Below are 26,547 nucleotides of genomic sequence, written 5' to 3' on the forward strand. Positions count from 1 at the left end.
GGCCGGGGATGATGCGATCGGGCGCCCTCGGCCCGGGGGCGGCCTGACGCACCCTCGATCCAGGGAGCCCGATGCCCCCCTCCGCGCTGGACCCCCAGTTCCTCGCCTATCCGCTGCGGCCGCTGGCCGACGCCGCGCTCTCCCGGGCACGGCAACTCGGCGTCGCGCACGCCGACTTCCGCCTGGAGCGGGTCCGCTCGGCGGCCTGGCGGCTGCGCGACGCCCGCCCGGCGGGCTCCTCGGACACCGTGCAGCTGGGCTTCGCCGTCCGGGTGCTGCTGGACGGCGCGTGGGGCTTCGCCGCGGGCGTGGACCTCACCCCGGAGGCGGCCGCGGCGGTGGCCGAGCAGGCGGTCGCGGTGGCCCGGCTGTCCGGCGGGATCAGCCGGGCGGCGGGCTCCGCCGAGCGGGTCGAGCTGGCCCCGGAGCCGGTGTACCCGGACGCCTCGTGGGTCTCCGCGTACGAGGTCAACCCGTTCGAGGTGCCGGACGCCGAGAAGACCGGGCTGCTCGCCGAGTGGAGTTCGCGGCTGCTCGCGGCGGACGGCGTCTCGCACGTGTCGGCGGCGGTGCTGACGGTCCAGGAGAACAAGTTCTACGCGGACACCGCGGGCACCGTCACCACCCAGCAGCGGGTGCGGCTGCACCCGTGGCTGGAGGCGACCAGCGTGGACGAGCGCACCGGCGCCTTCGACTCGATGCGCACCATCGCGCCGCCGGCCGGCCGCGGTTGGGAATATCTCGCGGGGGCTCGGGGGTCATCCCCCGAAGATCGCAGCCCGCGCGGGGTGGGCTGGGACTGGGAGGCCGAACTGGCCGAGCTGCCCGAGCTGCTGGCGCAGAAGATGGCCGCGCCGAGCGTCGCGGCGGGCCGCTACGACCTGGTGATCGACCCGTCCAACCTGTGGCTGACCATCCACGAGTCGATCGGCCACGCCACCGAGCTGGACCGGGCGCTCGGCTACGAGGCCGCCTACGCGGGCACCTCGTTCGCCACCTTCGACCAGCTGGGCTCGCTGAAGTACGGCTCGGAGCTGATGCACGTCACCGGCGACCGGACCGCCGAGCACGGCCTGGCCACCATCGGCTACGACGACGAGGGGGTGGCCACCCAGTCCTGGGACCTGATCCGCGACGGCGTCCTGGTCGGCTACCAACTCGACCGTCCGATGGCGCAGTTGAAGGGCTTCGGGCGCTCCAACGGGTGCGCCTACGCCGACTCCCCGGCGCACGTCCCGGTGCAGCGGATGGCCAACGTCTCGCTGCAGCCCGCGGCCGACGGCCCGGACACCGCGGGCCTGCTCTCCCAGGTGGAGAACGGCCTGTACATCGTCGGCGACCGCTCCTGGTCGATCGACATGCAGCGCTACAACTTCCAGTTCACCGGCCAGCGCGCCTACGCCATCCGCAACGGCGAACTCGCGGGCCAGGTCAAGGACTTCGCCTACCAGGCCACCACCACCGACTTCTGGGGCTCGATGAGCGCCGTCGGCGGCCCGCAGACCTACGTGCTCGGCGGGGCCTTCAACTGCGGCAAGGCCCAGCCGGGCCAGGTCGCCGCGGTCAGCCACGGCTGCCCGTCCGCGCTGTTCCGTCAGGTCAACGTGCTCAACACCCAGCAGGAGGCGGGTCACTGATGTCCCTCACGCACCCCCACGAGCTGGTCGAGCGCGCCCTGGAGCTGTCCCGAGCGGACGGCTGCGTGGTGATCGCCGACGAGGAGTCCACCGCCAACCTGCGCTGGGCCGGCAACGCGCTGACCACCAACGGCGTCACCCGCGGCCGCCGGCTCACCGTGATCGCCACCGTCGACGGCGCGCAGGGCACCGCGGCCGGCGTGGTCGCCCAGGAGGCCGCCACCCTCGACGAGGTGGAGCAGCTGGTGCGCGCCGCCGAGGCCGCCGCCCGGGCCGCCGAACCCGCCGAGGACGCCCAGCCGCTGATCACCGCCCAGGGCGTCGACCCGCGTTTCACCGAACCGCCGGCCACCACCTCCGTCGAGGTGTTCGCCGACTTCGCCCCCGCCCTCGGCGAGGCCTTCGCCCGGGCCCGCGCGGGCGGCGAGCTGCTGTACGGCTTCGCCCGGCACGAGGTGCTCTCCAGCTACCTCGGCACCTCCACCGGCGTCCGGCTGCGGCACGACCAGCCCACCGGCTCGGTCGAGTTGAACGGCAAGACCGCCGACCTCGCCGGCTCCGCCTGGGTCGGCGCGGCCACCCGGGACTTCACCGACGTGGACGTCACCGCCCTGCACGCCGAGGTCACCCGCCGGCTCGGCTGGGGCCGCAAGCGGATCGACCTGCCGGCCGGCCGCTACGAGACCGTCCTGCCGCCGTCCGCCGTCGCCGACCTGATGGTCTACCTCTCCTGGTCGTCCGGCGCGCGGGACGCGATCGAGGGCCGCTCGGTCTTCTCCAAGGCCGGAGGGGGGACCCGGATCGGCGAGCAGCTCAGCCCGCTGCCGCTCACCCTGCGCTCCGACCCCGCCGAACCCGGCCTGCAGGCCGCGCCGTTCGCGCTCACCCGCTCCTCGGGCGAGAACGACTCGGTCTTCGACAACGGCGCGCCGCTCGCCGCCACCGACTGGCTGCGCGAGGGCCGCCTCGCCAACCTGCTGACCACCCGGCACTCGGCCGGCCTGGCCGACCTCCCGCTCACCCCGCCGATCGACAACCTGGTGCTGGAGACCGGCGCGCCCGACGCGCCGACCCTGGACCAGATGATCGCCTCCACCGAGCGCGGCCTGCTGCTCACCTGCCTCTGGTACATCCGCGAGGTCGACCCGGCCACCCTGCTGCTCACCGGCCTGACCCGGGACGGCGTCTACCTGGTCGAGAACGGCGAGGTGGTCGGCGCGGTCAACAACTTCCGCTTCAACGAGTCCCCGGTCGACCTGCTCGGCCGGATCACCGAGGCGGGCCGCACCGAACGCTGCCTGCCCCGCGAGTGGGGCGACTGGTTCACCCGGGCGGCGATGCCGCCGGTCCGGGTGCCCGACTTCAACATGAGCTCGGTCAGTCAGGCCTCCTGACCGGCCGTCGAACGACAACGGGGGACCCCGATGGACGAGAAACGCACCGTCAAGACGTCGAAGATGCTGTCACGCATCCTGCGGCACGACCCGGGAGCGGTCGGGGTCTCCCTGGACGCGGCGGGCTGGGTGGAGATCGACACCCTGCTCGCCGCGCTGGCCCGGCACGGCCGGGCGCTGACCCGGGCCGAGCTCGACCACGTGGTCGCCACCAACAACAAGCGCCGCTTCGCCTACTCCGCGGACGGCCGCTCGATCCGGGCCAGCCAGGGCCACACCGTCGAGGTCGACCTCGGCCTGCCCGTCACCGTCCCGCCCGAGGTGCTGTACCACGGCACCGCCACCCGCACCCTGGGCCCGATCCTGGCCGAGGGCCTGCGCCCGATGGCCCGTCAGGACGTCCACCTCTCGGCCGACACCGACACCGCGGTCCGGGTCGGCTCCCGGCACGGCCGCCCGGTCGTCCTGCGGGTCGACGCGGCGGCGATGGCCGCCGACGGGCACGAGTTCCGGGTCAGCGACAACGGCGTCTGGCTCACCGGCGAGGTTCCGCCGCAGTACCTCGCCCCGCTCGGCTGACGCCCGCGGCGACTCGGCCGACCCCGCGTGGGTCCGCCGGGCGTCAGCGGGGTTACCGTGGTCGACCGTAGGGTGCGCTCACTGACGAAGCGGGTGGAACATGCGCAAGAGCGCGGACGGCGAGGTCTTCCGGATCACCGGAGCCCGCAGCAGCCTGTCCGAGGACGTCCAGGGGCGGCAGCGCCGCTACGTCATCTCCATGCTGATCCGGACGGCCTGCGTCCTGCTCGCCGTGATCCTCTGGGACATCGAACGCTGGCTGGCCTTCGTGGCGCTGACCGGCGGCGTCCTGCTCCCCTACTTCGCGGTCCTGATCGCCAACGCCGGCCGCGAGCGGGCCCCCGGACTGCCCTCCACCTTTGCTTTCGCCCCCGACACGCCGCTGATGCTCGGCCCCGGCGGCACCGGTGGCGGTGGACGCGGCGGGGCGACCGAAACCGGTCCTTCGGAGTGAGGGTTCCTCAACTCGCGCGGATCATATGTCCGTTTATGCAGTGATATGACTGGTGGAAAGCTCAGACGATCCTCAAATTAATCATCAGAGGGACGCACTTCCGGGGCTCCCGCCGTGCCATACTTCCTTAGCGCTCCGCATCCCCCGTCGGAGCGACGGACCGACGCCGGGCAGCTCCCCCCGTGGCTGCCCGGCGTCGTCATGTCCGGGCATAGGATCGGACCATGGACACCGGCGCACACCCCCTCTTCGGCACCCCCACCGGCCCCGACGGCCCGCCGGTCTGCTCCGCCAAGGGCTGCCGCGAAGCCGCCGTCTGGTCCCTCCTGTGGAACAACCCCAAGCTCCACACCCCCGACCGCCGCAAGACCTGGCTCGCCTGCGACGACCACCGCGAGTCCCTCAGCCAGTTCCTCGCGGTCCGCGGCTTCCTCAAGGAAACCGAGCGGTTCTGACCGCCCGGTACGGCTGACAGGCCCCTCCCCCGCTCGCTACCGTCGGTCCTACAGTGCTCGGCTTCCGGGGGGAACCAGATGGCACGCACACCGGGACGGATGTCCCGCGCCGAGGCCCTGCGCCGCCGCGTCGACGCCCAGTTCGTCGGCCGACGCGCCCAACTGGCACTGTTCGCGGACAACCTCGCCAAGAACCCCGACCCGGACGCCGGCACCGATCCGGCCGAATTCCTCTTCCACGTCCGAGGCGTCGGCGGAGTCGGCAAGTCCACGCTGCTCGCCCAGTGGCAGACCGCCACCCGCCGAGCCGGCGGCGTGACCGCCGTGGTCGACGAGACCGCAGTCCACGGCGTGGAGACCGCCCTCACCGCCCTGGCCGCCCAACTCGCCGACCAAGCCGGACCGTTGCGCGACTTCGAGAAGGCCCTGGAGCGATACCAGCGCACCCAGGCGTCCCTGGACCCCGCCTCGGCCGACGGATCGCCTTCGCTCCCGGCCCGGGTGGTGGCCCAGGCGGCCCTGGGCACGGCCAACACCCTCGTCCCCGGCGCGGCCGCGTTCACCACACCGGAGACGGTCGCCCAGGGAACGGACCGGGTGCTCGCGGCCGTGCGCCGCCGCCGCCCCACCGGTGACTCCGAACTCACCCTGCTCAGCCGGGCGTTCGTCACCGAGCTCGGTCGGATCTGCCGGACGGACCGGACCCCGTGGGTGGCCCTGTTCCTCGACACCTGGGAGATCACCGGCCGCCACCTGGACAGCTGGCTGCGCGACCTGATCACCGGTGCCTTCGGCGACCTCCCGCTGGAGGTCCTGATCGTGCTGGCCGGCCGAGACGAACTCGCCGAACGGGACTGGGCCCAGCTGCGGGACGTCGTGGTGGACGTCCGGCTGGAGACCTTCTCCGCACAGGAGGCCCGCGACCTGCTCGCCGGTCGCGGCGTGCACGCCCCGGAGGCGGTGGACGCCATCATCCGGATGTCCCTCGGGCTCCCGCTGCTGCTCGCCCTGTTGGCCGGCACCGAGCCCGGCACCGCGGACGAGGTCACCGACGCCGGGACGGACGCGGTCGACAAGGCCGTCCAGCGCTTCCTGCAATGGATACCCGAGCCAGAACTCCGCGAGACGATCCTGGCCGCGGCGCTGCCGCCCCGGCTGGACCAGGACCTGTTCCGCCGCAGCGTCGACGACCCGGCCGCACCGCACTGGGAGTGGCTGCTCGCCCAACCCTTCGTCTCCGGCCACGACGCCTCCCACCAGTACCACGCGGTGGTCCGGGCCAGCCTGGTCCGCCACCGCCGGATCCGTTCATCGCGCCAGTGGCACGACGGTCACACCCGCCTGGCGCGGCACCACACCGACGCCCGTACCGCCCTCGAACAGACCCTGCCGGGCAACCGGTTCGGTGGCGACGCCCGACACCGCCGCCACCTCCTCGACGAGACCTACCACCTGCTCTGCGCCGACCCGGTGGCCAACCTGTCCGTGGCACTCGAACGCACCGCGGAGGCCGCCGGCCGCCACGCCGACCTGCTCCCCGCCTGGGCCGACACCCTCGACCTCGCCGCCCGGGACAGCGCCGACCCGGCCCTGACGCACTGGGCCGACCGGATCCGCGAGGCCGTCGACGACTGGGACCCGGAGGAGGAGGCGCTCGCCGTGCTCGTCTCCCCCGAACTGCCGCCACGGGTCCGCGCGCACGCCCTGTCGTGGCAGGCGCGCTACCTCATGGTCGGGCGATCGGACGCCGAGGCGCTCGAGCTGCTGGACCAGGCGGTGGCGCTCGCCCCGGGGCTCCCTCAGCCGCTGATCCACCGAGGCCTCGCCCACCACTTCCTGGAGCGGCGGGAAGCGGCGGCGGCCGATCTCGACGCGGCGCTGGGACTGGTCCCGGACTCCGCCGATGCCCTCATGGCCCGGGCCATGGTCCGCACCGCGAGCGGCCGCCCCGACGATGCCGTCGACGACTGTGACCGCGCACTGGCGATCGAACCGGGCGACCCGGCGGTGCTCGGGTTCCGCGCCGCCGCACACCATGCGGCGCAGCGCTGGCCCGAGGCGATCGCGGACTACACCGCCGCCATGGCCATCGATCCGTCGGATGCCTCCCTGTACATCGAGCGGGGTACCACGTACCGGGCGGCCGGCCGACTGGACGAGGCACTCGCGGACCTCACGGTGGGCGTCAGCCGGGGCCACGACGACTGGGCCCTGTACGAACGCGGCGAGGTCCACCGACTCGCGGACCGGTTCGACGACGCGATCACCGATTTCACCGCCGCCCTCGCCGTCAACCCCGCCAACGCCACCGCCCTCGCCCGACGCGGCGCCACCCACCGCCAGGCCGAACGGTACGACGACGCGATCACCGACCTCACCGCCGCCGTCGCCCTGGAGCCCGACTACGCGTGGGCCGTGGCCGAACGCGGCGCCGCGCACCGTCAGGCCGAGCGGTACGACGACGCGATCACCGACCTCACCGCCGCACTCATCCTGGATCCCACGTACACCTGGGCCCTCGGCGTACGCGGCCTGACGTACCGTCAAACCGAGCGGTACGACGACGCGATCGCCGACCTCACCGCCGCACTCACCATCGACCCCGACTACGCATGGGCCCTCAGCGAACGCGGCGAGGTCCACCGACTCGCGGACCGGTTGGACGACGCGATCACCGATTTCACCGCCGCCCTCGCCGTCAACCCCGCCAACGCCACCGCCCTCGCCCGGCGCGGCGCCACCCACCGCCAGGCCGAACGGTACGACGACGCGATCACCGACCTCACCGCCGCACTCACCATCGACCCCGACTACGCATGGGCCCTCAGCGAACGCGGCACCACTCACCGTCAGGCCGAACGGTACGACGACGCGATCACCGACCTCACCGCCGCACTCACCATCGACCCCGACTACGCATGGGCTCTCAGCGAACGCGGCGAGGTCCACCGACTCGCGGACCGGCCGGACGACGCGATCACCGACCTCACCGCCGCACTCGCCATCAACCCCGCCAACGCCGTCACTCTGACCCGGCGCGGTGCCGCCCACCGCCGGGCCGGACGGTACGACGACGCGATCACCGACCTCACCGCCGCACTCACCGTCGACCCCGGCTACACCGTGCCCCTCGGCGTCAGGGGCGATGCGTATCGCGCCGTCGGCCGGCTGGACGAGGCCATGTCCGACCTCGACGCCGCCCTCGCCGCCTCGGCGGCCGGTAGCCTGGATCTCTGGGTACAACTCACGCGCGGGCTGACGCACCGTCTGGCCGGGCGGCTCGACGACGCCGTCGCCGACTTCACCGCCGTGCTCGACATCGACTCATCGTTCGTAGCGGCCGTGAATGCGCGCGGGCTGACGCACCGTCTGGCGGGTCGGCTCGACGACGCATTCGCCGACTTCACCGCCGCCGCGGCCCTTGATCCCACGAATCCCGGACACCGGTGCGACGCCGCGTCGGTCCTCCGCCTCCAGGGGCGGCTCGGCGAGGCTCGCCAGGCCTTGGACGAGGCGGCCGCACAGGATCCGACCAACCTCGACCTCCTGCTGGAGGAGGCCACTCTGCACCTGCACGAGGTGGGGAGGCAAGGGTCGGCCACGGCCTGGAGCGCGTTCCGGGACGCGATGCGGAGCGACGACCCCGGAGCGGCCGGCAGCCAGGCGTTCGGCGTGTTCGTCTACGGCCTGATCGTCGAGGACACCGACATCGCGGCCCTGGTGGCCGAGTTCCTCGACGTCCCGGGTGCCCGGGGGATAGTCGACGTGGCCCGGGCCTGCCTCCACGACCTGCGGGGGACGGACGTGGAAGCGCGGGGCGCGGCCGCCGCCGGGCTGCTGCTCTGATCGGAGGGCGTCGCGGCTATCCGCCGATCGCCGACATCGGGCGCTGCGGCTGGAGGAACTCGGGGTCGTCGATGCCCGCGCCGGCCTTCTTGCCCCACATCGCCGCCCGCCACAGCTCGGCGAGTTCGGCGTCGGTCGCGCCGGCCCGCAGTGCGCCGCGCAGGTCGGTCTCCCCTTCCGCGAACAGGCAGTTGCGGACCTGGCCGTCGGCGGTGAGGCGGGTGCGGTCGCAGGCGCGGCAGAACGGGCGGGTGACCGAGGCGATCACGCCGACCCGGGCGGGGCCGCCGTCGACCAGCCAGCGTTCGGCGGGGGCGGCGCCGCGGACTGACGACGGCTCAGGGGTGAGGTCGAAACGGGAGCGCAGCAGCGTGAGGATCTCCGCGGCGGTGACCATCTGCGAGCGGTCCCAGCCGTGTTGCGCGTCGAGCGGCATCTGCTCGATGAAGCGGAGCTCGTAGCCCCGCTCCAGGCACCACTCCAGCAGCCCGGCGGCCTCGTGCTCGTTGACGCCGCGCATCAGCACCGCGTTGAGCTTGACCGGCCGCAGCCCGGCCTCCTCCGCCGCGGCGAGCCCCGCCAGGACGTCCGCGTGCCGCCGGCGCCGGGTCAGGGCGAAGAAGGTCTCGGGGTCGAGCGTGTCCAGCGAGACGTTCACCCGGTCCAGTCCGGCGTCGCGCAGTCCGGTGGCGACCCGGGCCAGCCCGATGCCGTTGGTGGTGAGCGAGATCTCCGGTCGCGGCGTGAGCGCGGCACAGGCCGTGACGATCGACACCAGCCCGGGCCGCAGCAGCGGCTCGCCGCCGGTGAAGCGGACCTCGCGGACGCCCAGCTCCGCCACCGCCAGGCCGACCAGCCGGACGATCTCCTCGTCCGTGAGCAGCGACGGCTTGCCGAGCCACTGGAGGCCCTCTTCCGGCATGCAGTAGGTGCACCGCAGGTTGCACCGGTCGGTGAGGGAGACCCGCAGGTCGACCGCCTGCCGGCCGTAGGTGTCGAGGAGCATCCCGGCCCGCCTTTCCGCTGGGAGCGGCGGGAACGCCGCCGGCCCGGTCGCCGGGGAGGCGACCGGGCCAGCTTAGCGAGGGACGGGGACGAGTCCCGGGAGCGGTCCGGCCCGTGGGCGCCGGCCGCCCCGACCGGTCAGTGCGCGCCGAGGCCGGTGAGCGAGCGGACCTCGAGCTCGGCGTACTTGGCCGGGTCGGCCTGTTCCTTGGCGAGCAGGGTGCCGAGCCAGCCGGCCAGGAAGCCGACCGGGATGGAGATCAGGCCGGGGTTCTCCAGCGTGAACCAGTGGAAGTCGCTGTGCGGGAAGAGCGAGTTCTTCCCGCCGGAGACCACTGGGGAGAAGATCACCAGGGTGACCGCGGTGATCAGGCCCGCGTAGGTGGAGGAGACCGCGCCGACGGTGTTGAACCGCTTCCAGAACAGCGAGTAGAGCAGGGTCGGCAGGTTGGCCGAGGCGGCCACCGCGAAGGCCAGGGCGACCAGGGCGGCGGCGTTCAGCTTGTCCGCGAAGATCGACAGCAGGATCGCGATCGCACCGATCGCGACGGCGGCGAGCTTGGCGGAGGCGACCTCCTCCTTCTCGCTGGCCTTGCCGCGGCGGATCACGTTGGCGTACAGGTCGTGGGCGAAGGAGGCCGAGGAGGCCAGGGTGAGTCCGGCGACCACGGCGAGGATGGTGGCGAACGCGACCGCGGAGATCACCGCGAGCAGGATCGCGCCGCCGGTGGAGCCGGCCCCGCCGCCGAGCTGTTCGGCGAGCAGCGGCGCGGCGGTGTTGCCGGCCGCGTTGGAGGCCTTGATGGTCTTGGGGCCGACCAAGGCGGCGGCGCCGAAGCCGAGGGCGAGGGTCATCAGGTAGAAGACGCCGATGATGCCGATCGCCCAGAGCACGGACTTCCGGGCGGTCCGCGCGGTGGGGACGGTGTAGAAGCGGACCAGGATGTGCGGCAGTCCGGCGGTGCCGAGGACGAGGGCCAGGCCCAGGCTGATGAAGTCCAGCTTGGTGGTGCCGGTGACGCCGTACTTGAGGCCCGGCTCCAGGAAGGCACTGCCCTTGCCGCTGGCGCTCGCGGCGGCGCCGAGCAGCTCGGAGAGGTTGAAGTGGTACTTGGCGAGGACCAGGACGGTCATCAGCGCGGTGCCGGCGATCAGCAGCACGGCCTTGACGATCTGCACCCAGGTGGTGCCCTTCATGCCGCCGACGGCGACGTAGATCACCATCAGGGCGCCGACCGCTAGGATGGTCCAGCGCTTGGCGCCCTCGCCGCTGACGCCGAGCAGCAGGGCGACCAGCGAGCCGGCGCCGACCATCTGGGCCAGCAGGTAGAAGATCGACACCACGATGGTGGAGATGCCGGCGGCGGTGCGCACCGGGCGCTGGCGCATCCGGAAGGCCAGCACGTCGGCCATGGTGTAGCGGCCGGAGTTGCGCAGCGGTTCGGCGACCAGCAGCAGCGCGACCAGCCAGGCGACCAGGAAGCCGATGGAGTAGAGGAAGCCGTCGTAGCCGAACAGGGCGATGGCGCCGGCGATGCCGAGGAAGGACGCCGCGGACATGTAGTCGCCGGAGATCGCCAGGCCGTTCTGGAAGCCGGTGAAGCCGCGGCCGCCGGCGTAGAAGTCGGCGGCGTCCTTGGTCTGCCGGCCGGCCCAGACGGTGATGCCGAGGGTGGCGAGCACGAAGACCCCGAACAGGATCATGATCAGGGTGCGGTGGTCGCTCGCGGAGCTGGCCAGGTTCATTCGGCAGCCTCCTCGGCCACGGCGGGACGGTCGACCGGCTGGGCCGGGAGCGCGGCCTCGGCGCCCTGGCGGATCCGGTCGGCGGCCGGGTCGAGCCGCGCACCGGCGTAGCGGGCGTACCAGGCGGCGATGGCGAAGGTGCTGACGAACTGCAGGATGCCGAGCACCAGCGCGACGTTGACGTTGCCGACGACCTTGGTGCCCATGAAGCCGGGCGCGTAGCAGGAGAGCAGGACGTAGAGCAGGTACCAGAGGAGGAAACCGGCGGTGACGGGGAAGGCGAACCCCCGGAAGGATCCGCGCAGTTGCTGGAACTCGGGGGATTCCTCAATACGTTGGAACGATTCGGGGACGGTCTCAGGGGGGCGTGCCACGCGGGACTCCTGACGTCTTCGGTACGGCGGACGATCAGATGGACGTGAGGGACGTCACATTGAGTGCGCTGCATGCTAGATCGATGACCGAGCAGCGGATAGCTTCCCCGCGCGATGTGGCCGAAAACTGACCAGAACACGCCACCGGGGCGGCCAGGAAAGGGCCGCCCCGGTGTGATGATCCGTCAATTGGGCTGTCTCAGAAGGCGATTCGCACCTTGAGCGCGGTCCGCTCGTCCATCGCCCGGTACCCCTCCGGGACCTCGTCCAGGCCCACCGTGCGGTCGAACACCCGACCCGGGTCGATCGCGCCGGACAGCACGTCCGGCAGCAGCTCGGGGATGTACGCCCGGGCCGGGGCCACGCCGCCGCGCAGCTGGACGTTCCGGCCGAACATCTGGCCGATGTCGACACCGGCGCTGCCGCCGTGCGGCACGCCGACGTAGCCGACCGCGCCGCCGTCCCGGGCGATCGAGATCGCGGTGCGCATCGACTCCTCGGTGCCGACCGCCTCCAGCACGGCGTGCGCGCCCTGACCGCCGGTCAGCTCGCGCACCGCCTCGATCGCCTGCTCGCCGCGCTCCGCCACCACGTCGGTGGCGCCGAAGGCGCGGGCGATCTCGGTCCGGGCGGGGTGCCGGCCGAGCGCGATGATCCGGCCGGCGCCGAGCCGGTGCGCGGCCAGCACGCCGCACAGCCCGACCGCGCCGTCGCCGACCACCGCGACGGTGGCGCCGGGCCGCACGCCCGCCGAGACCGCCGCGTGGTGGCCGGTGGCCATCACGTCCGAGAGCGCCAGCAGCCCGGGCAGCAGCTGCTCGTCCCCGGCCGCCTCCTTGGGCAGCTTCACCAGGGTGCCGTCCGCGAACGGCACCCGGACCGCCTCGCCCTGTCCGCCGTCCGAGCCGACCTCGCCCCAGAACCCGCCGTGCGGGCAGGAGGTCTGCAGGCCCTCGCGGCAGAAGTCGCACACGCCGTCCGACCAGACGAACGGGGCCACCACCAGGTCGCCGACTGTGACGTCGCGCACCTCGGGGCCGACCTCCTCGACGAAGCCGAGGAACTCGTGCCCGATCCGCTGCCCCGCGACCCGGGCGGCCACCCCGCGGTACGCCCACAGGTCACTGCCGCAGATGCAGGCGTTCAGCACCCGCACGACCGCGTCGGTGGGCCGCTGGATCCGGGCATCGGGCACCTCCTCGATCCTGATGTCCTTGGGTCCGTGGATCACGGTGGCGCGCATGAGGGTTGTCCTTCGTGCTGGGGAGAGGTGCCAGGGTGTCGCACCCTTGTGCCAAGCCTAAGCCGCCACTGGTCTGCGGGAATCGCACTGGGCCGTCCGCCACTGCACGTAGAGTGGTGCGCTATGCACGCGCCATTCCCGTCCTCGCCGTTCCCGGCACAGCGCTCCGGCCCCGGCGAGGGGGCGGCGCGCGGCTTCGCCGTCGTCGACGTGGAGACCACCGGCCTGGGCCGCTCGGACCGGGTGATCTCGGCGGGCGTCTACCAGCTGGACCGGGACGGCGAGGTGACCGGCCACTGGTACACCCTGGTGAACCCGGAGCGGGACCCCGGGCCGGTGTGGATCCACGGCCTGACCAGCGAGGCGCTGGAGGGCGCGCCGACCTTCCCGGAGGTCGCCGAGGAGTTCGCCGAGCAGCTGCGCGGCCGGGTGATGGTCGCTCACAACGCGCTCTTCGACTGGAACATGATCTCCCGTGAGTTCTCCCGGGCCGGGCTGCGCGCCCCGGTCGAGCAACGGCTGTGCACCATGGTGCTCGCCCGCGACCTGGCCCTGCCGCTGCCGAACGGCAAGCTCGCCTCGCTGGCCGCGCACTTCGGGGTCCGCCAGCGCCAGGCGCACCACGCGCTGGACGACGCCCGGGTGCTCGCCGAGGTGTTCCGGCCCTCGCTGCGGCTGGCCCGCGACGGCGGGGTGCCGCTGCCGCTGACCACCTGTGTGGCCGTCACCGACCTGGGCGAGTCCGACGCCGCGCCGGCGGGCGGCCGCGCCTGGAGCAGCTCGTACCGGCCGAGCCGCAAGCGCCCGCCGTGCCCGTACCCGAACCCGGGCCGCTGGGCGGACGGCAACCCGCTGGTGCAGGGCATGCGGGTGGCGATCACCGGCGACACCGCCACCGACCGGGAGCTGCTGGAGGACCGCGCGATCGAGGCCGGCCTGCACATCGCGGGCTCGGTCAGCCGGCTCACCAGCCTGCTGGTCACCAACGAGCCGAGCTCGTGGAGCGGCAAGGCCCGCAAGGCCCGCGAGTACGGCACCCCGGTGCTCGGCGAGGACGCGTTCCTGCACCTGTTGCGGGAGGTCGCGCCGCACCCCGGTGCGTGACGCGGCGGTAAGGAGGATTAGCGTGCCGGGTGTGTACCGATTCCTGCTGTCCGCGCGCTGGGCGGCGATCGCCGTGGTGGCGCTGCTACTGATCCCGACCATGGTCCGGCTCGGGTTCTGGCAGTACCACCGGCACGAGGCCCGGGTGGCCCGCAACCACCTGGTGGCGCAGAACCTGGGCAGCCCGGCGGTCGCCTTCGACGCGCTCTCCTCGCCCGGCTGGTCCGTCCCCACCGACCGGGTGTGGCGGACGGTCACCGCGCAGGGCCGGTACGACACCGCGCACGAGGTGGTGATCCGCGGGCGCACCGAGCCGGGCGGCAGCTCGATCGGCTACTTCGTGATCACCCCGCTGGTGCTCGCCGACGGCAAGGGCTCGGTGCTGGTCAACCGCGGCTGGGTGGACTCCGCCGCGGACGCCACCAGCTACCCGGCGGTGCCCGCCCCGCCGAGCGGCGAGGTCACCGTCACCGGGCGGCTGCGCGCCGACGAGACCGCCGCGTCCTCCGGCATCCGCGACCGCGGCGGCCTGCCCGACCGGATGTACAAGCTGATCAACAGCGAGCAGCAGGCCAAGGCCTCCGGCGCCACCGTGCTCGGCGGCTACCTGGAGCTGGCCTCCGCCGTCCCACCGGCCGGCAACCCGCCGGAGCTGCTCGCCGAGCCGGGCCACTCGGACATCGGCCCGCACATGGCGTACGCCGTCCAGTGGTGGCTGTTCGCCGCGCTGGTGCCGGTCGGCCTGGTGGTGATGGCCCGCCGCGAGGCCCGGCAGCCCGCCGACGAGGCCGCGCCCGCGCCGGAGGCGGTGGCCGCTACCAGCTGAGCGGCGACCGGCCGATCGGCTGCTCGGCCCAGATGGTCTTGCCGTTGCGGGTGTACCGGCTGCCCCAGCGCTCGGTGAGCTGGGCGACCAGGTACAGCCCGCGCCCGCCCTCGTCGGTGAGCCGGGCCCGGCGCATCCGCGGCTGGGTGGCGCTCGGGTCGGAGACCTCGCAGGTCAGCACCGAGGAACGGATCAGCCGCACCACGACCGGGCCGCCCGCGTACCGGATCGCGTTGGTGACCAGTTCGCTGAGCACCAGCTCGGTGGTGAACACCAGCTCGTCCAGCCCCCACCGCTCCAGCGCCCGGGTGGCCTCCCCGCGCACCCCGGCCACCGCCGCCGGGTCGGCCTCCAGCGTCCAGGCGACGATGTCCTCCGGCGGCACCGGGTGCAGCCGGGCCAGCAGCAGCGTGACGTCGTCGCTCTGCCCGGCGGTGGACATCTCCGCGACGATCGCCCGGCCCGCCGCCGCCAGGTCCCCGGCCAGGTCGGCCTCGGCGAGCCGGCCGGACAGCTGCGCCATCCCCTCGTCGAGGTCGCCGCTGCTGCCCTCGATCAGCCCGTCGGTGTACAGCGCGAGCACGCTGCCGGCCGGCAGCGCCCGCTCGGCGGCCTCGAACGGCAGCCCGCCGACGCCGAGCGGCGGCCCCGGGTTGACCCGCAGGTACTCCACCCGCCCGTCGGGGTGCACCACCGCGGGCGGCGGGTGCCCGGCGCTCGCGGCCTGGCACAGCCCGGTCACCGGGTCGTACACCGCGTACACGCAGGTCGCGCCGGACGGATCGGCGACGCCGCGTTCGCGCTCCTCCTCGCTGGCCTCCACCACCAGTTGGGAGACCAGGTCGTCCAGGTGCACCAGCAGCTCGTCGGGTTCCAGGTCGAGGTCGGCGAGGGTGCGCACGGCGGTGCGCAGCCGGCCCATGGTGGCGCTGGCCTGCAGGCCGTGGCCGACCACGTCGCCGGCCACCAGCGCGACCCGGGCGGAGGAGAGCGGGATGACGTCGAACCAGTCGCCGCCGACGCCGGTCGCGGTGTCGGTGGGCCGGTAGACACTGGCGGTGGTGGCGGCCGTGACGGTGGTCTCGGCGGGCGGCAGCAGGCTGCGCTGCAGGCTGACGGCGGCGCGGTGCTCGCGGGTGTAGCGGCGGGCGTTGTCCAGGGCGAGCGCGGCCCGCGCGGCGATCTCCCGCAGCAGGTCCAGGTCCTCCTGCTGGTACGGCCCGTCGGCCGGGTCGCGGCGGACGGTGACCCGGCCGAGCGGCCCGCCGCGGGCCCGCAGCGGGGCGGACATCGACGGCGGGTCGGCGCGGCGGGACGCCGGGCGGTCGAGCAGTTCGAGGCCGAGCGGCCCGAGCGGACGGCCGTCGCCGTCGGCCGGGACGGCGGCGCCGTTCGGCGGCACCGAGGTCGGGTCGGGCAGCGACTCCCGCCCGCTCGGCAGCCCGGCGGCGGCGGTGCGGCGCAGTGCGGTCAGGCCGTCGGGTCCCGGCGCCGGTTCGTCGCCGGTGAACACCGCCTCGGCGATGTCCACCTCGGCGCGCACGCCGAGCCCGGGCACCAGCACCCCGGCGAGGTCCTCGGCGGTGCCGACCACGGACAGCGACCCGCCGAGCGCGGCAGTGGCCCGGTGCAGCACGTCGGCGCGCCGCCGGTACCGGTGCAGCTCGGTGACGTCGCCGAACAGCGCGGTCACCCCGATCACCGCCCCGTCCAGGCCCTGCAGCCGGAACGCCTGCAGCTCCATCACCACGCCGCCGCGCGGGTCGTCCAGGGTGCGGATCAGCAGCTCGGCCCGGACCGCCGGCTCCCCGGTGGCCACCACCTGCCGCAGGATCGCCTCGGCGGCGGCCGCGTCGTCGGGGCGCAGGAAGTCACCGAGGCGGTGCCCGGACAGGTCGGCGGGCAGGCCGCTGTACGGCAGCAGGTGGGTGTTGGTGCGCACCAGCCGCAGGTCGCGGTCGAAGACGGCGAGGCCGAGCCGGTCCTGTTTGAACAGCTCCCGGGTGAACGCCTCGTCCTGCCGCCGGCGGGCCACCGTGTCGGCGGGCACCACCAGGACCAGCACCCGCACCTCGCCGTCCGCGGCGGCCAGCGGCAGCACCTGGTAGACGACGGTGAGCGGTTCGCCGTTGCCGGTGCGCAGCCGCACCTCGCCGGCCCGGCGGCCGGTCGCGGCGGCCTCGCCCTCCGCGAGCAGGTCGCGCACCGGACGGCCGGTGACCTGCTCGGCGCTGAGCGCCAGCAGCTTCTCGGCGGCGCCGCTCCAGCCCACGACGAGGCCATCGCCGTCGACCAGGGCCGCCGCGACGCCGTCGATGTCGGGCAACCGCCGACTGTCCATGCGCTGCACCTCGGGTGGGTGGTCCGGTCTCCCCCATCTTCGAACGGTTCCGGGCCGCGCGCCATTGCCGCCCGCTGGCGGCGCGCCCATTGACGCCCCGTATTGGTCTAGTCCACATTGCTGGGTGCACCTCGTCCGCAACCGCTCTCCCCCCACAACGGAGCGAACCGTCATGACGCACACCACCCGCCGCGGCCTCGCCGCGGCCGGGGCCCTCTGCCTGGGCAGCGCGGCCCTCACGCTGCTGCCCGGCCAGGCCACCGCCGCCACCGAACTGCTCACCAACCCCGGCTTCGAGACCGGCGCGCTCTCCCCCTGGAGCTGCACCGGCACCGCCCGGGCCGCCGCCACCCCCCACTCCGGCGGCTACGCCCTCAGCGGCACGCCCGGCGCGAGCGACCTCGCACCCTGCTCACAGACCGTCACCGTGCAGCCGAACACCTCCTACGCCCTGACCGCCTGGGTGAAGGGCTCCTACGTCACCCTGGCCGCCTCCGGCACCGGCGTCGCCACCTCCACCTGGACGGGTGCCGCCGACTGGGCGCAGCTCACCCGCACCTTCACCACCGGCGCCGCCACCACCCAGGTCACCGTCACGCTCAGCGGCTGGTACGGCACCCCGTACCTGGCCGACGACGTCTCGCTCACCGCGACCGGCACGGCCACCGCCACCCCGTCACCGTCCGCCACCACCACCGCCAGCCCCACGCCCACACCCACGCCGACGCCGACGCCGACTCCGACCGCGAGCTCCTCCCCGGCCGGCAGCACGGTCCGGGTCACCAACGGCAAGGAGCTGCAGGCCGCGCTGACCGCCGCCGCCCCCGGGCAGACCATCCAGCTCGCCGACGGCTCCTACGTCGGCAACTTCAAGGCCTCCACGCCCGGCACCGCCGCCGCCCGGATCACCCTCAGCGGCTCGCCCAACGCGGTGCTCTCCACCACCACCGGCGGCGGCAACGCGCTGTACCTGAACGGCGCCTCGTACTGGACGATCCAGGGGATCACCCTCACCGGCGCCCAGAAGGGCATCATGCTGGACGCCTCGACCCACGTGGTGATCGACGGGGTGACGGTCCATCACACCAGCATGGAGGGCGTGCACTTCCGCAACTCCAGCAGCGACGGGGTGCTGCGCAACTCCACCGTCCACGACACCGGCAGCGCCCACGACGGCAAGGGCGAGGGGGTGTACGTCGGCACCGCCAACACGCTCACCGACCGGAGCGACCGCGTGCAGATCCTGGACAACGTGATCGGCCCGAACATCGGCGGCGAGAACATCGACCTCAAGGAGGGCACCACCGGCGGCCTGGTCTCCGGCAACCGCTTCGACGGCAACGGCCTGACGAACGTCAACTACGACGACTCCTGGGTCGACGTGAAGGGCAACGGCTACGTCATCGAGAACAACACCGGCGTCCGGACCATGAACGACGGCTACCAGACCCACGCCCAACTGCCCGGCTGGGGCTGCGGCACCGTCTTCCGCGGCAACCACTCCGACCTGACCGGGGCGAGCGGCGCGAACGCCGCCAAGTACGCGATCGACGTCACCGACTACGACGCCGTCGCCTGCCCTGTGACCGTCACCGCGGACAACACCGTCACCGGCGGCACCGCCCTGGTCAACCCCGGCATCCCGGTGGGCTGACCCTCCCGCTCCGGGCCGGGCCGGCCGGGGAGAATGGTCGGCATGGATCTCGGACTGCAGGACAGGGTGTACGTGGTGACCGGCGCGACCAGGGGCCTCGGCCGCGCCACCGCCGAACAACTGGTCGCCGAGGGCGCCCGGGTGGTGATCAGCGGGCGCACGCCCGAGTCGGTCGCCGCCGCGGCCGCCGCCCTCGGCGACCACGCGCACGGCGTGGTCGCCGACAACGCCCACCACGACGCCCCGCAGCGGCTGATCGACGCCGCCCGCGAGCGCTTCGGCCGCTTCGACGGCGTACTGATCAGCGTCGGCGGTCCCACCGCGGGCCCGGTCGCCACCGCCACCGACGAGGCCTGGCACGCCGCGTTCGACGCGGTCTTCCTCGGCGCCCTCCGGCTCGCCCGCACCGCTGCCGAACATCTCGGCGACGGCGGCGTCATCGCCTTCGTCCTCTCCACCTCGGTCCGCCAGCCGATCCCCGGCCTCGGCATCTCCAACGGCCTGCGCCCCGGCCTCGCGATGGCCGCCAAGACCCTCGCGGACGAACTCGGCCCCCGCGGCATCCGGGTCCTCGGGCTGCTCCCCGGCCGCATCGACACGGACCGCGTCCGCGAACTCGACTCCCTCGCCGCCGACCCCGCCGCCGCCCGCGAGGCGGCCGCCGCCGGCATCCCGCTGCGCCGCTACGGCACCCCCGCCGAGTTCGGCCGGGCCGCCGCCTTCCTGCTCTCCCCCGCCGCCTCCTACCTCACCGGCCTGATGCTCCCGGTCGACGGCGGCGCCCTCCGCGGCCTGTAGTCCCCCGCCTACCGGACCCGCTTGGTCTTGCTCGTCCGCGCCTTGCGGGGCTTCGTCACCCGGATGCGGAGCTCCGTGGAGAGCTCGGCCAGGCCCAGCGAGTGGCGGGCGTGCTCGACCGGCCCGGTGCGGTAGGCGTCGACCAGTGCGCCGGTGTCGCCGTACGGCGACAGCCGGAGCGCGGTGTGCAGCTCGGGGCGGTGGGAGGCGCCGGTGACCCGGACGGTGACGCGGTCGACGTCGGGGAGCGCGACGGCCTCCGACTCGACCGCCTCCTCGACCGCGCGGCTGCGCACGTGCAGGGCGAAGTGCGGCTGCCCGGGCGCGGCCGGGGAGGGCAGGTCGACCCCGGCCGGGCCGCCGCGTCGCAGTTGGGAGAACAGCCACCACAGGCCGCCCAGCAGGAGAACCGTCGGAACCGCGACGGCCACCGGCCACCACCAGGACCGGGACGACCAGTCGGCGCGGGAGGCGGAGCTGAGCACCGGCTGGTCGGGCGAGGTGAGCGGCCACCAGCCGGGCGGGGTGATCCCCAGCCGGCCGTAGACGTCGAAGCCGCCGAGCAGCACCAGCAGCCCGCCGACCAGCAGGACCAGCCCGACCGCTGCCAGGACGGTGCGGTTGACGGCGCGTCGGGTGATCCGGCGGCGACGGCTCATCGGGGCGGCTCCAGCTCGGCGAGGTCCCGGCGGTGGCGGTGGTGTTCCTTCACCGGCCGGGTGCGGACGTCCAGCCGGTACGGCACGGCGAACGGGATGCGGGCCAGCTCGGCCCGCAACTCCTGTTCCACCCCGGCCGGATCGGTGGTCCCGGCGACGGTCACCCGGGTGCGACGGCGGCCCGCCCGCACCTGCCAGGAGTACACGTCGGCGCGTTCCCGGACCCGCCGGTCGATCAGCGCGGTGACCGCGCTGCGGTGGATCGCCGTCCCGCGCGGCTCCAGCGCCAGCCAGCCGCGCAGCCCCCGGGCGAACGCCAGCCACAGCAGCAGCACACCGAGCGTGACCGCGCCGGCGGCGAACCCGAGCACCCACGGATCGTCCAGGTGACGGGTCGCCAACTGGTCCGCCAGGTCCTGCCGCCAGGGCCTGGCGTGCCCGCCGGCCCGCACCGCGATCACGTCGTAGAGCAACGCCCCCGCCGCCACCACGACGACGGCCACCACGACCGCCGTCGCCACCCCGCGCTCGGCCCGCAGCCACCGCCCGCCCGACCACCGCTTCGGCTCCGGCTCGGGCTCCGGCTCGGGTGCGCCGCCTTCGACCTCCACCGCCTCGTCAGGCCGGACCGGCTCCGGCGGGACCGGCTCCGGCGGGGCGGTCATCGGGCGGCCGCCGCGTGGAGGCGGTCGATGACCACGTCGGCGACGGTGACGGGAGTGCCGGTGAGCTCGGTGACCCGCGCGCACGCGGCCTCGCGGGCGGTGCGGGCGAGGGTGGACACGTCGCAGGGGAAGGGGAGTTCGAGGTGCAGGGTGAGCCGGACCCGGCCGTGCGAGACCAGCACCGAGACCTGCGGGTACGGCCGCGGGCCGGGACGCTCCGCCCAGGCGGGGGCCAGCGCGTCGGCGGCGGCCCGGGCCGCGATCCGGCGGTACACCCGGTCCGCGATCCGCTCACCGCCGCGCTGTGCGGGCGGGCTCGCGACCACCCCCGGGTACGCCATCAACGCCGCCGGTCCCGGCCGCGCAGCAGATCGCCGAGGTCACCGAGCTCGATGTCGCCCTCGATCAGCCGTCCCACCACGAAGCCCACCGCGCCGAGCGCCGCGACCAGCAGGAACGCGGCGAAACCGCCGAAGTAGCCGGCGAAGCCGAGGGCCATGCCGGCGAGCAGGCCCACCAACGCCAGGTTCATCCGCTACTCCTTCGGGTTTCTCGCGACCGGACCACTTCTCACTGCACGCGCGGGCGCCGTCCCGACGACGAGGGCACCTCTTCCTCCTCCTCGTCCGGCTCGTCGGGCAGGTGGACGTCGTTGACCGCGATGTTCACCTCGACCACCTCCAGGCCGGTCATCCGCTCCACCGCCTCGATGATGTTGGCCCGCACCTGGCTGGCGAGCAGCGGGATCACCACCCCGTACTCCACCACCAGCGCGATGTCGATCGCCGTCTGCTTCTCGCCGACCTCGGCCTTGATCCCGCGTCCGACACTCGACTTCGACCCGGGCACCCGGTCGCGCATCGCCCCGAAGGTCCGCGTGAAGCCCGACCCCAGCGCATGGATCCCGGACACCTCCCGCGCCGCCATCCCGGCGATCTTCTCCACCACCCCGACCGCGAGCGCCGTCCGCCCGCGCTCATCACCGGACTGGCTCTCCGACACGCTCTTGTGCAGATCGGCGGGGGTGGGAGTAGGGCTCTGCGCCATCACGGGCCTCCTGACGTTCGACTCCAGCTATACCGCAAATCACCCCAACTCTGACATTCCGCCACACCTCACGCACCGTCAGTCCGCCAACCAAGAGCCGGATCACCCCCACCGACGCGAGCCGGCCGTCCACCGGGTGGCGGGGTGCCACGCGGTGGACGGCCGGCTCGCGGTCTGCGGTCGGGCGGGGTCAGGCCAGGCCGGCCAGCTCGCGCAGGCGGCGGGCCTGGGCTTCGCGTTCGGCTGCGCGCTGGGCGTCGTAGTCGCGGGCGGCGGCGCCGAGCAGGAGGGCCTTGGTCTCGATGACGGCACCGCGCGGGGCGGCGAGCAGGGCGGCGGCGAGGTCGCTCGCGGCGCCGGCCAGGTCCGCGGCGGGCACGGCCAGGTTGGCGAGGCCGATGGTGACCGCCTCCTGGGCGCCGACCCGGCGGCCGGTGGCGCAGATCTCCAGGGCGCGGGCGTAGCCGACCAGGTCGCTGAGCGGCTTGGTGCCGGCCAGGTCGGGGACCAGGCCGAGCGAGGTCTCCTTCATGGCGAACTGGACGTCCTCGGCGACCACCCGCAGGTCGCAGGCGAGCGCGAGCTGGAAGCCGGCGCCGACGGAGTGGCCCTGGACCGCGGCGACGGTGATCAGGTCGGTGCGGCGCCACCAGGTGAAGGCCTCCTGGAAGCCGGCGATGGCGGCGTCCAGCTCGGCGTCGGGCAGGGCGGCGAGCTGCAGGAAGGTGGTCTCGCCGGGGATGCCCTCGGGGGTGAACATCGCGCGGTCCAGGCCGGCCGAGAAGGAGGAGCCCTCGGCCTGCAGCAGGGCGACCCGGACACTGCCGGGCAGCGCGCGGCCGATCGCGGCGAGGGCGCGCCACATGGCGGGGGTCTGGGCGTTGCGGCGCTTGGGGTCGCAGAGGGTGACCACGGCGAGCTCGCCGTCCAGGTCGAGGCGGACCCCGGCCTGCTCCCAGGCGAGGCGGTCGGCGTCGGGGATGTGGTCGGTCATGGCGGTGCTACCTCCAGCGACTGGGCAGGGAAAGGCCCGCCGACCCCGACGGGCTACTGGAGAGTAACAAAGCCGTCCCGGCGCGTACAGGAACGCGTGCGCACGGGTCCGGAAACGGCGGTCGGCGGCTCGGGAGAACCCGGCCGCCGATCCGTTGTGGAGCATGGTGCGAGGCGAGCAGCGCGTGCAAGAGCCGTGGCGGCCGGGGCTGCTCGGAGGCCGCCCGCCGGAGGTGATGGGTCGTCAGGAACCGGCGACCGCAGCCGCCTTGCCCTTGCCACGGGTGGCGCCACCGCGACCCCGGAGGTTCACCCCGGACTCGCTGAGCATCCGGTGGACGAAGCCGTAGGAGCGGCCCGTCTCCTCCGCGAGGGCGCGGATGCTCGCGCCGGAGTCGTACTTCTTCTTGAGATCGGCCGCGAGCTTCTCACGCGCGGCACCTGTTACCCGGCTGCCCTTTTTCAGAGTCTCGGCCACCCGTGCCTCCTCGTAGAGGTGATCGGTCAGAATCCCATGATCACCCATTGCAAGGCTCCTGGCCACCCATTCGACAAGGTCGGTCGCGGGAAAGCGCAGTCCTGCGGTGGTGTTCGCTCCGCACCAGGGCGCTCACGCAGGGTGCACGCGCCCCCCAAGTGCTCCGCTGGGTGAGCGAATCCGCTGCTCAGCCCGGACCGTCAGCGGGCAAACCGCGCACGCCGGTCAGCGCCCCGACCGAAAACGGAAGCCGGGGCTCAGCTGTTCCCGGTTTCGCCGGAAGACCAGATCTTCTCGTACCACGGGCCGATCCGGCGTCTACTCCGCTGCGCCGTCCGGTGCTCACGGCCGGCTGGGCGGGGTTCAGGCCAGCGACACCAGATCGTGGTAGGCGGGGCTCCACAGGTCCTCGACGCCGTCGGGGAGCAGGATGATCCGCTCGGGCTGGAGCGCCTCGACCGCGCCCTCGTCGTGGGTGACCAGGACGACGGCGCCGGTGAAGGAGCGCAGCGCACCGAGGATCTCCTCGCGGCTGGCCGGGTCGAGGTTGTTGGTGGGCTCGTCGAGCAGCAGCACGTTCGCGCTGGAGACCACCAGGGTGGCCAGGGCGAGCCGGGTCTTCTCGCCGCCGGAGAGGACGCCGGCGGGCTTGTCGACGTCGTCGCCGGAGAACAGGAAGGAGCCGAGGATCTTGCGGATCTGCACCAGGTCGGTGTCCGGCGCCGAGGAGCGCATGTTCTCCAGCACGGTGCGCTCCGGGTCGAGCGTCTCGTGCTCCTGCGCGTAGTAGCCGATCTTCAGGCCGTGCCCGGGGATCACCTCGCCGGTGTCGGGCTTCTCCACCCCGGCCAGCATCCGCAGCAGGGTGGTCTTGCCCGCGCCGTTGAGGCCGAGGACGACGACCTTGGAGCCGCGGTCGATGGCCAGGTCGACGTCGGTGAAGATCTCCAGCGAGCCGTACGACTTGGACAGCCCGGAGGCGGTCATCGGCGTCTTGCCGCACGGGGCCGGGTCGGGGAAGCGCAGCTTGGCGACCTTGTCGGAGACCCGGGCCTGCTCCAGACCGGAGAGCAGCTTCTCGGCGCGGCGGGCCATGTTCTGCGCGGCGACCGTCTTGGTGGCCTTGGCGCGCATCTTGTCGGCCTGCGCGTTGAGCGTCGCGGCCTTCTTCTCCGCGTTGGCGCGCTCGCGCTTGCGGCGCTTCTCGTCGTCCTCGCGCTGCTGCTGGTACTGCTTCCAGCCCATGTTGTAGATGTCGATGGCGGAGCGGTTGGCGTCCAGGTAGAAGACCTTGTTGACGACCGTCTCGACCAGGTCGACGTCGTGCGAGATGACGATGAAGCCGCCCTTGTACGTCTTCAGGAAGTCCCGCAGCCAGACGATCGAGTCCGCGTCGAGGTGGTTGGTGGGCTCGTCCAGCAGCAGGATGTCGGCGTCCGAGAACAGGATCCGGGCCAGCTCGACGCGGCGGCGCTGACCACCGGAGAGGGTGTGCAGGGGCTGGCCCAGGATGCGGTCGGGCAGGCCCAGCGCGGCGGCGATGGTGGCGGCCTCGGCCTCGGCGGCGTAGCCGCCCTTGGTGAGGAACTCGGTCTCCAGCCGGGCGTACTTCTTCATCGCGTTGTCGCGGGTGGCGCCCTTGCCGTTGGCCATCCGCTCCTCGTTCTCGCGCATCTTCTTCAGCACGGTGTCGAGGCCGCGGGCCGAGAGGATGCGGTCGCGGGCGAGGACGTCGAGGTCGCCGGTGCGCGGGTCCTGCGGCAGGTAGCCGACCTCGCCGGAGGTGGTGACCGTGCCGCCGGCCGGCAGGCCCTCGCCCGCCAGCACCTTGGTGAGGGTGGTCTTGCCCGCGCCGTTGCGGCCGACCAGGCCGATCCGGTCGCCCGGGGCGATCCGGAAGCTGGCGGACTCGATCAGGATGCGGGCACCGGCACGAAGCTCCAGGGCGTTCGCGGAAATCATGGCTGGGGCACTCCTAGACGTGGGTATGGCACTCAGCCATGAGCCTCCAGTCTACGGGAGCCCGCGAACCGGTTTCCGGGCCCGCCCTACTGCTCGCAGAAGGGCGTGATCGCCGCGAACGGGACGGAGGTGGCGCCGCACGGGGTCTCGGGGACGCCGAGGGAGGTGTCGAAGGTCCGGGTGCCGATCACCGGGCCGTCCTCGATGGCGACCCGGTGGTTGTCGAGCCGGCGCAGCGTGACGTCGGGTCCGGCGGCGAGCTGGCCGCCGTGGTCGGACATCGAGAAGACCGTGATGCCGCCGGGGAGCTGGCGGGCGCCGCCGGCCGCGGGCGGGCAGGTGCGCGGGCTGAGCACCGCGTCGTCGGTGTGCACGGTGCGCAGCGGGTCGAACGAACAGCCCGCCGGCGGGCGGGAGTTGAAGCGCAGGTCGCCGTCCCGGTCGCGGAATCCCATGGTCAGGCCGGGGGTGACCACGGTGACCCAGGGCTCGACGTCGTTGACCGGCTGGAGGGCGGCCGCGGCCCGCTGGACCGCGGTCTGCCGGCGCTGGTCGTCGGTCCGGTCGGCTGCGCCGGGCTCGCCGTCGGCGCGCAGCCAGTCGGCCAGGCCGGGGACCGAGCGGTGCCAGCGCACCGAGTGGTCGGCCGGGTGGACGGAGGTGACCATGCCGTCGTCCCAGACCACCGCGGCGTTCTCGCCGACCATGGCGAGGTACAGCGCGGTGGCGCCCTCGCGCCGGTAGGACCACAGGTGCTCGCCGCTGCCCTGGGCGTACGCCTCCACGCCGGGGCCCACCTTCAGCTCCAGCTCGCCCGCGTTCAGCGACTGCACGCCGACCGGGCTGGCGTCCGCGGCGCCCGGCAGCGCCACCCGGTCGCCGAACGGCTCCGGCCGGTTGGCGTGCGCGGCGGCGCCGGCCGCGAGGACCAGCAGCACGGCGGCGGCGGGCAGGGCCGATCGGGGCGACAGACTGCGCAGCGGATTGAAGGACACGGCCGGAGCGTACCGTCCGGGCCCCCGCCGGGTCAGCTTGGTTACGGCGCGCCGCGTCGCGGTCCAGACCTTTATCCACTTCCGACACGACCCGCTCCGACCTGCGGCTGCGGCGGACCGGCGGCGCTCGGGGGCGGTTGGGGTACGACTCCGGACGGCGGACGGACTGTTACAGAGGTGAGACAGGATTCAGTTTGACGACGAGGCGACCGCCGGACTCCTCGCGGGTGCAGGACCGGCGGGGCGTGCCCGGGCGCCGGGCCCTGGGTACACCCGTACGACCTGCCACGTT

23 protein-coding genes and 2 pseudogenes are annotated in these 26,547 nt (G+C 73.6%); 11 read left to right on the top strand and 14 right to left on the bottom strand.

Features of this window, described 5'->3' with window-relative positions:
• Positions 1 to 71: 71 nt before the first annotated feature.
• The 6 genes from AB0K51_RS18005 to AB0K51_RS18030 all read left to right on the top strand — a co-directional run bounded on the left by AB0K51_RS18005 (position 72) and on the right by AB0K51_RS18030 (position 8,365).
• A complete protein-coding gene (locus AB0K51_RS18005; RefSeq protein ID WP_363455934.1) occupies positions 72 to 1,637 on the top strand; it encodes a TldD/PmbA family protein in 1,566 nt (521 codons plus the stop codon).
• Entirely contained in the window at positions 1,637 to 3,031 is a 1,395-nt protein-coding gene (locus AB0K51_RS18010) for a metallopeptidase TldD-related protein (RefSeq protein ID WP_363455937.1), read from the top strand. The genes AB0K51_RS18005 and AB0K51_RS18010 overlap by 1 nt, the downstream gene beginning before the upstream one ends.
• A 30-nt stretch (positions 3,032 to 3,061) precedes the next feature.
• Complete coding sequence (locus AB0K51_RS18015) at positions 3,062 to 3,610, top strand: RNA 2'-phosphotransferase (protein ID WP_363455939.1); 549 nt, start codon at positions 3,062 to 3,064, stop codon at positions 3,608 to 3,610.
• Positions 3,611 to 3,710: 100 nt separating this feature from the next.
• Positions 3,711 to 4,064 carry a DUF3099 domain-containing protein gene (locus tag AB0K51_RS18020; protein WP_363455942.1) on the top strand — a complete coding sequence of 118 codons (354 nt, stop codon included), beginning with the start codon at positions 3,711 to 3,713 and terminating at the stop codon, positions 4,062 to 4,064.
• Between the two features lie 224 nt (positions 4,065 to 4,288).
• Positions 4,289 to 4,519, top strand: a complete 231-nt coding sequence (locus tag AB0K51_RS18025) for a hypothetical protein (protein WP_363455945.1) — start codon at positions 4,289 to 4,291, stop codon at positions 4,517 to 4,519.
• A gap of 78 nt (positions 4,520 to 4,597) precedes the next feature.
• A complete protein-coding gene (locus tag AB0K51_RS18030; RefSeq protein ID WP_363455947.1) occupies positions 4,598 to 8,365 on the top strand; it encodes a tetratricopeptide repeat protein in 3,768 nt (1,255 codons plus the stop codon).
• A gap of 16 nt (positions 8,366 to 8,381) precedes the next feature.
• Here AB0K51_RS18030 and moaA read toward each other — a convergent pair whose 3' ends face one another.
• From moaA to AB0K51_RS18050, 4 genes are all read right to left on the bottom strand, one after another.
• Positions 8,382 to 9,371 (bottom strand): GTP 3',8-cyclase MoaA, encoded by a 990-nt coding sequence (moaA, locus tag AB0K51_RS18035; protein WP_363455950.1) that lies wholly within the window; start codon positions 9,369 to 9,371, stop codon positions 8,382 to 8,384.
• Positions 9,372 to 9,508: 137 nt separating this feature from the next.
• Positions 9,509 to 11,116, bottom strand: a complete 1,608-nt coding sequence (locus AB0K51_RS18040; protein WP_363455953.1) for a cation acetate symporter — start codon at positions 11,114 to 11,116, stop codon at positions 9,509 to 9,511.
• Entirely contained in the window at positions 11,113 to 11,490 is a 378-nt protein-coding gene (locus tag AB0K51_RS18045; protein WP_363455956.1) for a DUF485 domain-containing protein, read from the bottom strand. Before AB0K51_RS18045 ends, AB0K51_RS18040 begins: the two co-directional genes overlap by 4 nt.
• A gap of 199 nt (positions 11,491 to 11,689) precedes the next feature.
• Positions 11,690 to 12,733 (bottom strand): zinc-dependent alcohol dehydrogenase family protein, encoded by a 1,044-nt coding sequence (locus tag AB0K51_RS18050; protein ID WP_363455958.1) that lies wholly within the window; start codon positions 12,731 to 12,733, stop codon positions 11,690 to 11,692.
• Positions 12,734 to 12,856: 123 nt separating this feature from the next.
• On the opposite strand from AB0K51_RS18050, the gene AB0K51_RS18055 reads away from it, so the two are divergent.
• Together AB0K51_RS18055 and AB0K51_RS18060 are read left to right on the top strand one after the other, a co-directional pair.
• Positions 12,857 to 13,837 carry a DEDDh family exonuclease gene (locus AB0K51_RS18055; protein WP_363455961.1) on the top strand — a complete coding sequence of 327 codons (981 nt, stop codon included), beginning with the start codon at positions 12,857 to 12,859 and terminating at the stop codon, positions 13,835 to 13,837.
• A 31-nt stretch (positions 13,838 to 13,868) separates the two neighbouring features.
• Positions 13,869 to 14,663, top strand: a complete 795-nt coding sequence (locus AB0K51_RS18060; protein ID WP_363456105.1) for an SURF1 family protein — start codon at positions 13,869 to 13,871, stop codon at positions 14,661 to 14,663.
• Here AB0K51_RS18060 and AB0K51_RS18065 read toward each other — a convergent pair.
• Positions 14,653 to 17,004 (bottom strand): SpoIIE family protein phosphatase, encoded by a 2,352-nt coding sequence (locus tag AB0K51_RS18065; protein WP_363455964.1) that lies wholly within the window; start codon positions 17,002 to 17,004, stop codon positions 14,653 to 14,655. The genes AB0K51_RS18060 and AB0K51_RS18065 overlap by 11 nt on opposite strands.
• Before the next feature lie 172 nt (positions 17,005 to 17,176).
• Here AB0K51_RS18065 and AB0K51_RS18070 point away from each other — a divergent pair.
• The 3 genes and pseudogenes from AB0K51_RS18070 to AB0K51_RS18080 form a co-directional block, all read left to right on the top strand.
• Positions 17,177 to 17,599 (top strand): annotated as a pseudogene (locus tag AB0K51_RS18070) (carbohydrate binding domain-containing protein); the annotation flags it as partial.
• Between the two features lie 159 nt (positions 17,600 to 17,758).
• Positions 17,759 to 18,658, top strand: a pseudogene (locus AB0K51_RS18075) (right-handed parallel beta-helix repeat-containing protein); the annotation flags it as partial.
• A gap of 42 nt (positions 18,659 to 18,700) precedes the next feature.
• Positions 18,701 to 19,456 (top strand): SDR family oxidoreductase, encoded by a 756-nt coding sequence (locus tag AB0K51_RS18080; protein ID WP_363455967.1) that lies wholly within the window; start codon positions 18,701 to 18,703, stop codon positions 19,454 to 19,456.
• 8 nt (positions 19,457 to 19,464) lie between these two features.
• Here the strand turns inward: AB0K51_RS18080 and AB0K51_RS18085 are convergent, their stop codons facing one another.
• The 9 genes from AB0K51_RS18085 to AB0K51_RS18125 all read right to left on the bottom strand — a co-directional run bounded on the left by AB0K51_RS18085 (position 19,465) and on the right by AB0K51_RS18125 (position 26,255).
• Complete coding sequence (locus tag AB0K51_RS18085) at positions 19,465 to 20,115, bottom strand: alkaline shock response membrane anchor protein AmaP (protein WP_363455969.1); 651 nt, start codon at positions 20,113 to 20,115, stop codon at positions 19,465 to 19,467.
• Complete coding sequence (locus tag AB0K51_RS18090; RefSeq protein WP_363455972.1) at positions 20,112 to 20,780, bottom strand: DUF6286 domain-containing protein; 669 nt, start codon at positions 20,778 to 20,780, stop codon at positions 20,112 to 20,114. The genes AB0K51_RS18085 and AB0K51_RS18090 overlap by 4 nt, the downstream gene beginning before the upstream one ends.
• The gene (locus AB0K51_RS18095) at positions 20,777 to 21,121 is read right to left on the bottom strand and encodes a hypothetical protein (RefSeq protein WP_363455974.1); all 345 of its coding nucleotides are present in this window, start codon (positions 21,119 to 21,121) and stop codon (positions 20,777 to 20,779) included. The genes AB0K51_RS18090 and AB0K51_RS18095 overlap by 4 nt, the downstream gene beginning before the upstream one ends.
• Positions 21,121 to 21,312, bottom strand: coding sequence for a hypothetical protein (locus AB0K51_RS18100; protein WP_363455977.1), 192 nt, complete (start codon positions 21,310 to 21,312; stop codon positions 21,121 to 21,123). Before AB0K51_RS18100 ends, AB0K51_RS18095 begins: the two co-directional genes overlap by 1 nt.
• Before the next feature lie 38 nt (positions 21,313 to 21,350).
• Positions 21,351 to 21,827, bottom strand: coding sequence for an Asp23/Gls24 family envelope stress response protein (locus AB0K51_RS18105; RefSeq protein WP_363455980.1), 477 nt, complete (start codon positions 21,825 to 21,827; stop codon positions 21,351 to 21,353).
• A 190-nt stretch (positions 21,828 to 22,017) separates the two neighbouring features.
• On the bottom strand, positions 22,018 to 22,821 hold the full coding sequence (locus tag AB0K51_RS18110; RefSeq protein ID WP_363455983.1) for an enoyl-CoA hydratase/isomerase family protein: 804 nt from the start codon (positions 22,819 to 22,821) through the stop codon (positions 22,018 to 22,020).
• A gap of 243 nt (positions 22,822 to 23,064) precedes the next feature.
• Positions 23,065 to 23,298, bottom strand: a complete 234-nt coding sequence (locus AB0K51_RS18115; RefSeq protein ID WP_363456107.1) for a helix-turn-helix domain-containing protein — start codon at positions 23,296 to 23,298, stop codon at positions 23,065 to 23,067.
• A 363-nt stretch (positions 23,299 to 23,661) separates the two neighbouring features.
• Positions 23,662 to 25,260, bottom strand: a complete 1,599-nt coding sequence (locus AB0K51_RS18120; RefSeq protein WP_363455986.1) for an ABC-F family ATP-binding cassette domain-containing protein — start codon at positions 25,258 to 25,260, stop codon at positions 23,662 to 23,664.
• An 86-nt stretch (positions 25,261 to 25,346) separates the two neighbouring features.
• Positions 25,347 to 26,255, bottom strand: a complete 909-nt coding sequence (locus AB0K51_RS18125; RefSeq protein WP_363455988.1) for a hypothetical protein — start codon at positions 26,253 to 26,255, stop codon at positions 25,347 to 25,349.
• Positions 26,256 to 26,547: the final 292 nt, after the last annotated feature.

The sequence above is a fragment of the Kitasatospora sp. NPDC049285 genome, from assembly GCF_040678815.1.
In the GTDB taxonomy this organism is placed as follows: domain Bacteria; phylum Actinomycetota; class Actinomycetes; order Streptomycetales; family Streptomycetaceae; genus Kitasatospora.

Coding starts and splice junctions, on each gene's coding strand:
- AB0K51_RS18015 (WP_363455939.1), top strand. CDS start 3,062: ATGGACGAGAAACGCACCGTCAAGACGTCGAAGATGCTGTCACGCATC.
- AB0K51_RS18005 (WP_363455934.1), top strand. CDS start 72: ATGCCCCCCTCCGCGCTGGACCCCCAGTTCCTCGCCTATCCGCTGCGG.
- AB0K51_RS18100 (WP_363455977.1), bottom strand. CDS start 21,312: ATGAACCTGGCGTTGGTGGGCCTGCTCGCCGGCATGGCCCTCGGCTTC.
- moaA (WP_363455950.1), bottom strand. CDS start 9,371: ATGCTCCTCGACACCTACGGCCGGCAGGCGGTCGACCTGCGGGTCTCC.
- AB0K51_RS18040 (WP_363455953.1), bottom strand. CDS start 11,116: ATGAACCTGGCCAGCTCCGCGAGCGACCACCGCACCCTGATCATGATC.
- AB0K51_RS18065 (WP_363455964.1), bottom strand. CDS start 17,004: ATGGACAGTCGGCGGTTGCCCGACATCGACGGCGTCGCGGCGGCCCTG.
- AB0K51_RS18030 (WP_363455947.1), top strand. CDS start 4,598: ATGGCACGCACACCGGGACGGATGTCCCGCGCCGAGGCCCTGCGCCGC.
- AB0K51_RS18085 (WP_363455969.1), bottom strand. CDS start 20,115: ATGAGCCGTCGCCGCCGGATCACCCGACGCGCCGTCAACCGCACCGTC.
- AB0K51_RS18025 (WP_363455945.1), top strand. CDS start 4,289: ATGGACACCGGCGCACACCCCCTCTTCGGCACCCCCACCGGCCCCGAC.
- AB0K51_RS18055 (WP_363455961.1), top strand. CDS start 12,857: ATGCACGCGCCATTCCCGTCCTCGCCGTTCCCGGCACAGCGCTCCGGC.
- AB0K51_RS18120 (WP_363455986.1), bottom strand. CDS start 25,260: ATGATTTCCGCGAACGCCCTGGAGCTTCGTGCCGGTGCCCGCATCCTG.
- AB0K51_RS18095 (WP_363455974.1), bottom strand. CDS start 21,121: ATGGCGTACCCGGGGGTGGTCGCGAGCCCGCCCGCACAGCGCGGCGGT.
- AB0K51_RS18110 (WP_363455983.1), bottom strand. CDS start 22,821: ATGACCGACCACATCCCCGACGCCGACCGCCTCGCCTGGGAGCAGGCC.
- AB0K51_RS18010 (WP_363455937.1), top strand. CDS start 1,637: ATGTCCCTCACGCACCCCCACGAGCTGGTCGAGCGCGCCCTGGAGCTG.
- AB0K51_RS18090 (WP_363455972.1), bottom strand. CDS start 20,780: ATGACCGCCCCGCCGGAGCCGGTCCCGCCGGAGCCGGTCCGGCCTGAC.
- AB0K51_RS18080 (WP_363455967.1), top strand. CDS start 18,701: ATGGATCTCGGACTGCAGGACAGGGTGTACGTGGTGACCGGCGCGACC.
- AB0K51_RS18105 (WP_363455980.1), bottom strand. CDS start 21,827: ATGGCGCAGAGCCCTACTCCCACCCCCGCCGATCTGCACAAGAGCGTG.
- AB0K51_RS18020 (WP_363455942.1), top strand. CDS start 3,711: ATGCGCAAGAGCGCGGACGGCGAGGTCTTCCGGATCACCGGAGCCCGC.
- AB0K51_RS18050 (WP_363455958.1), bottom strand. CDS start 12,733: ATGCGCGCCACCGTGATCCACGGACCCAAGGACATCAGGATCGAGGAG.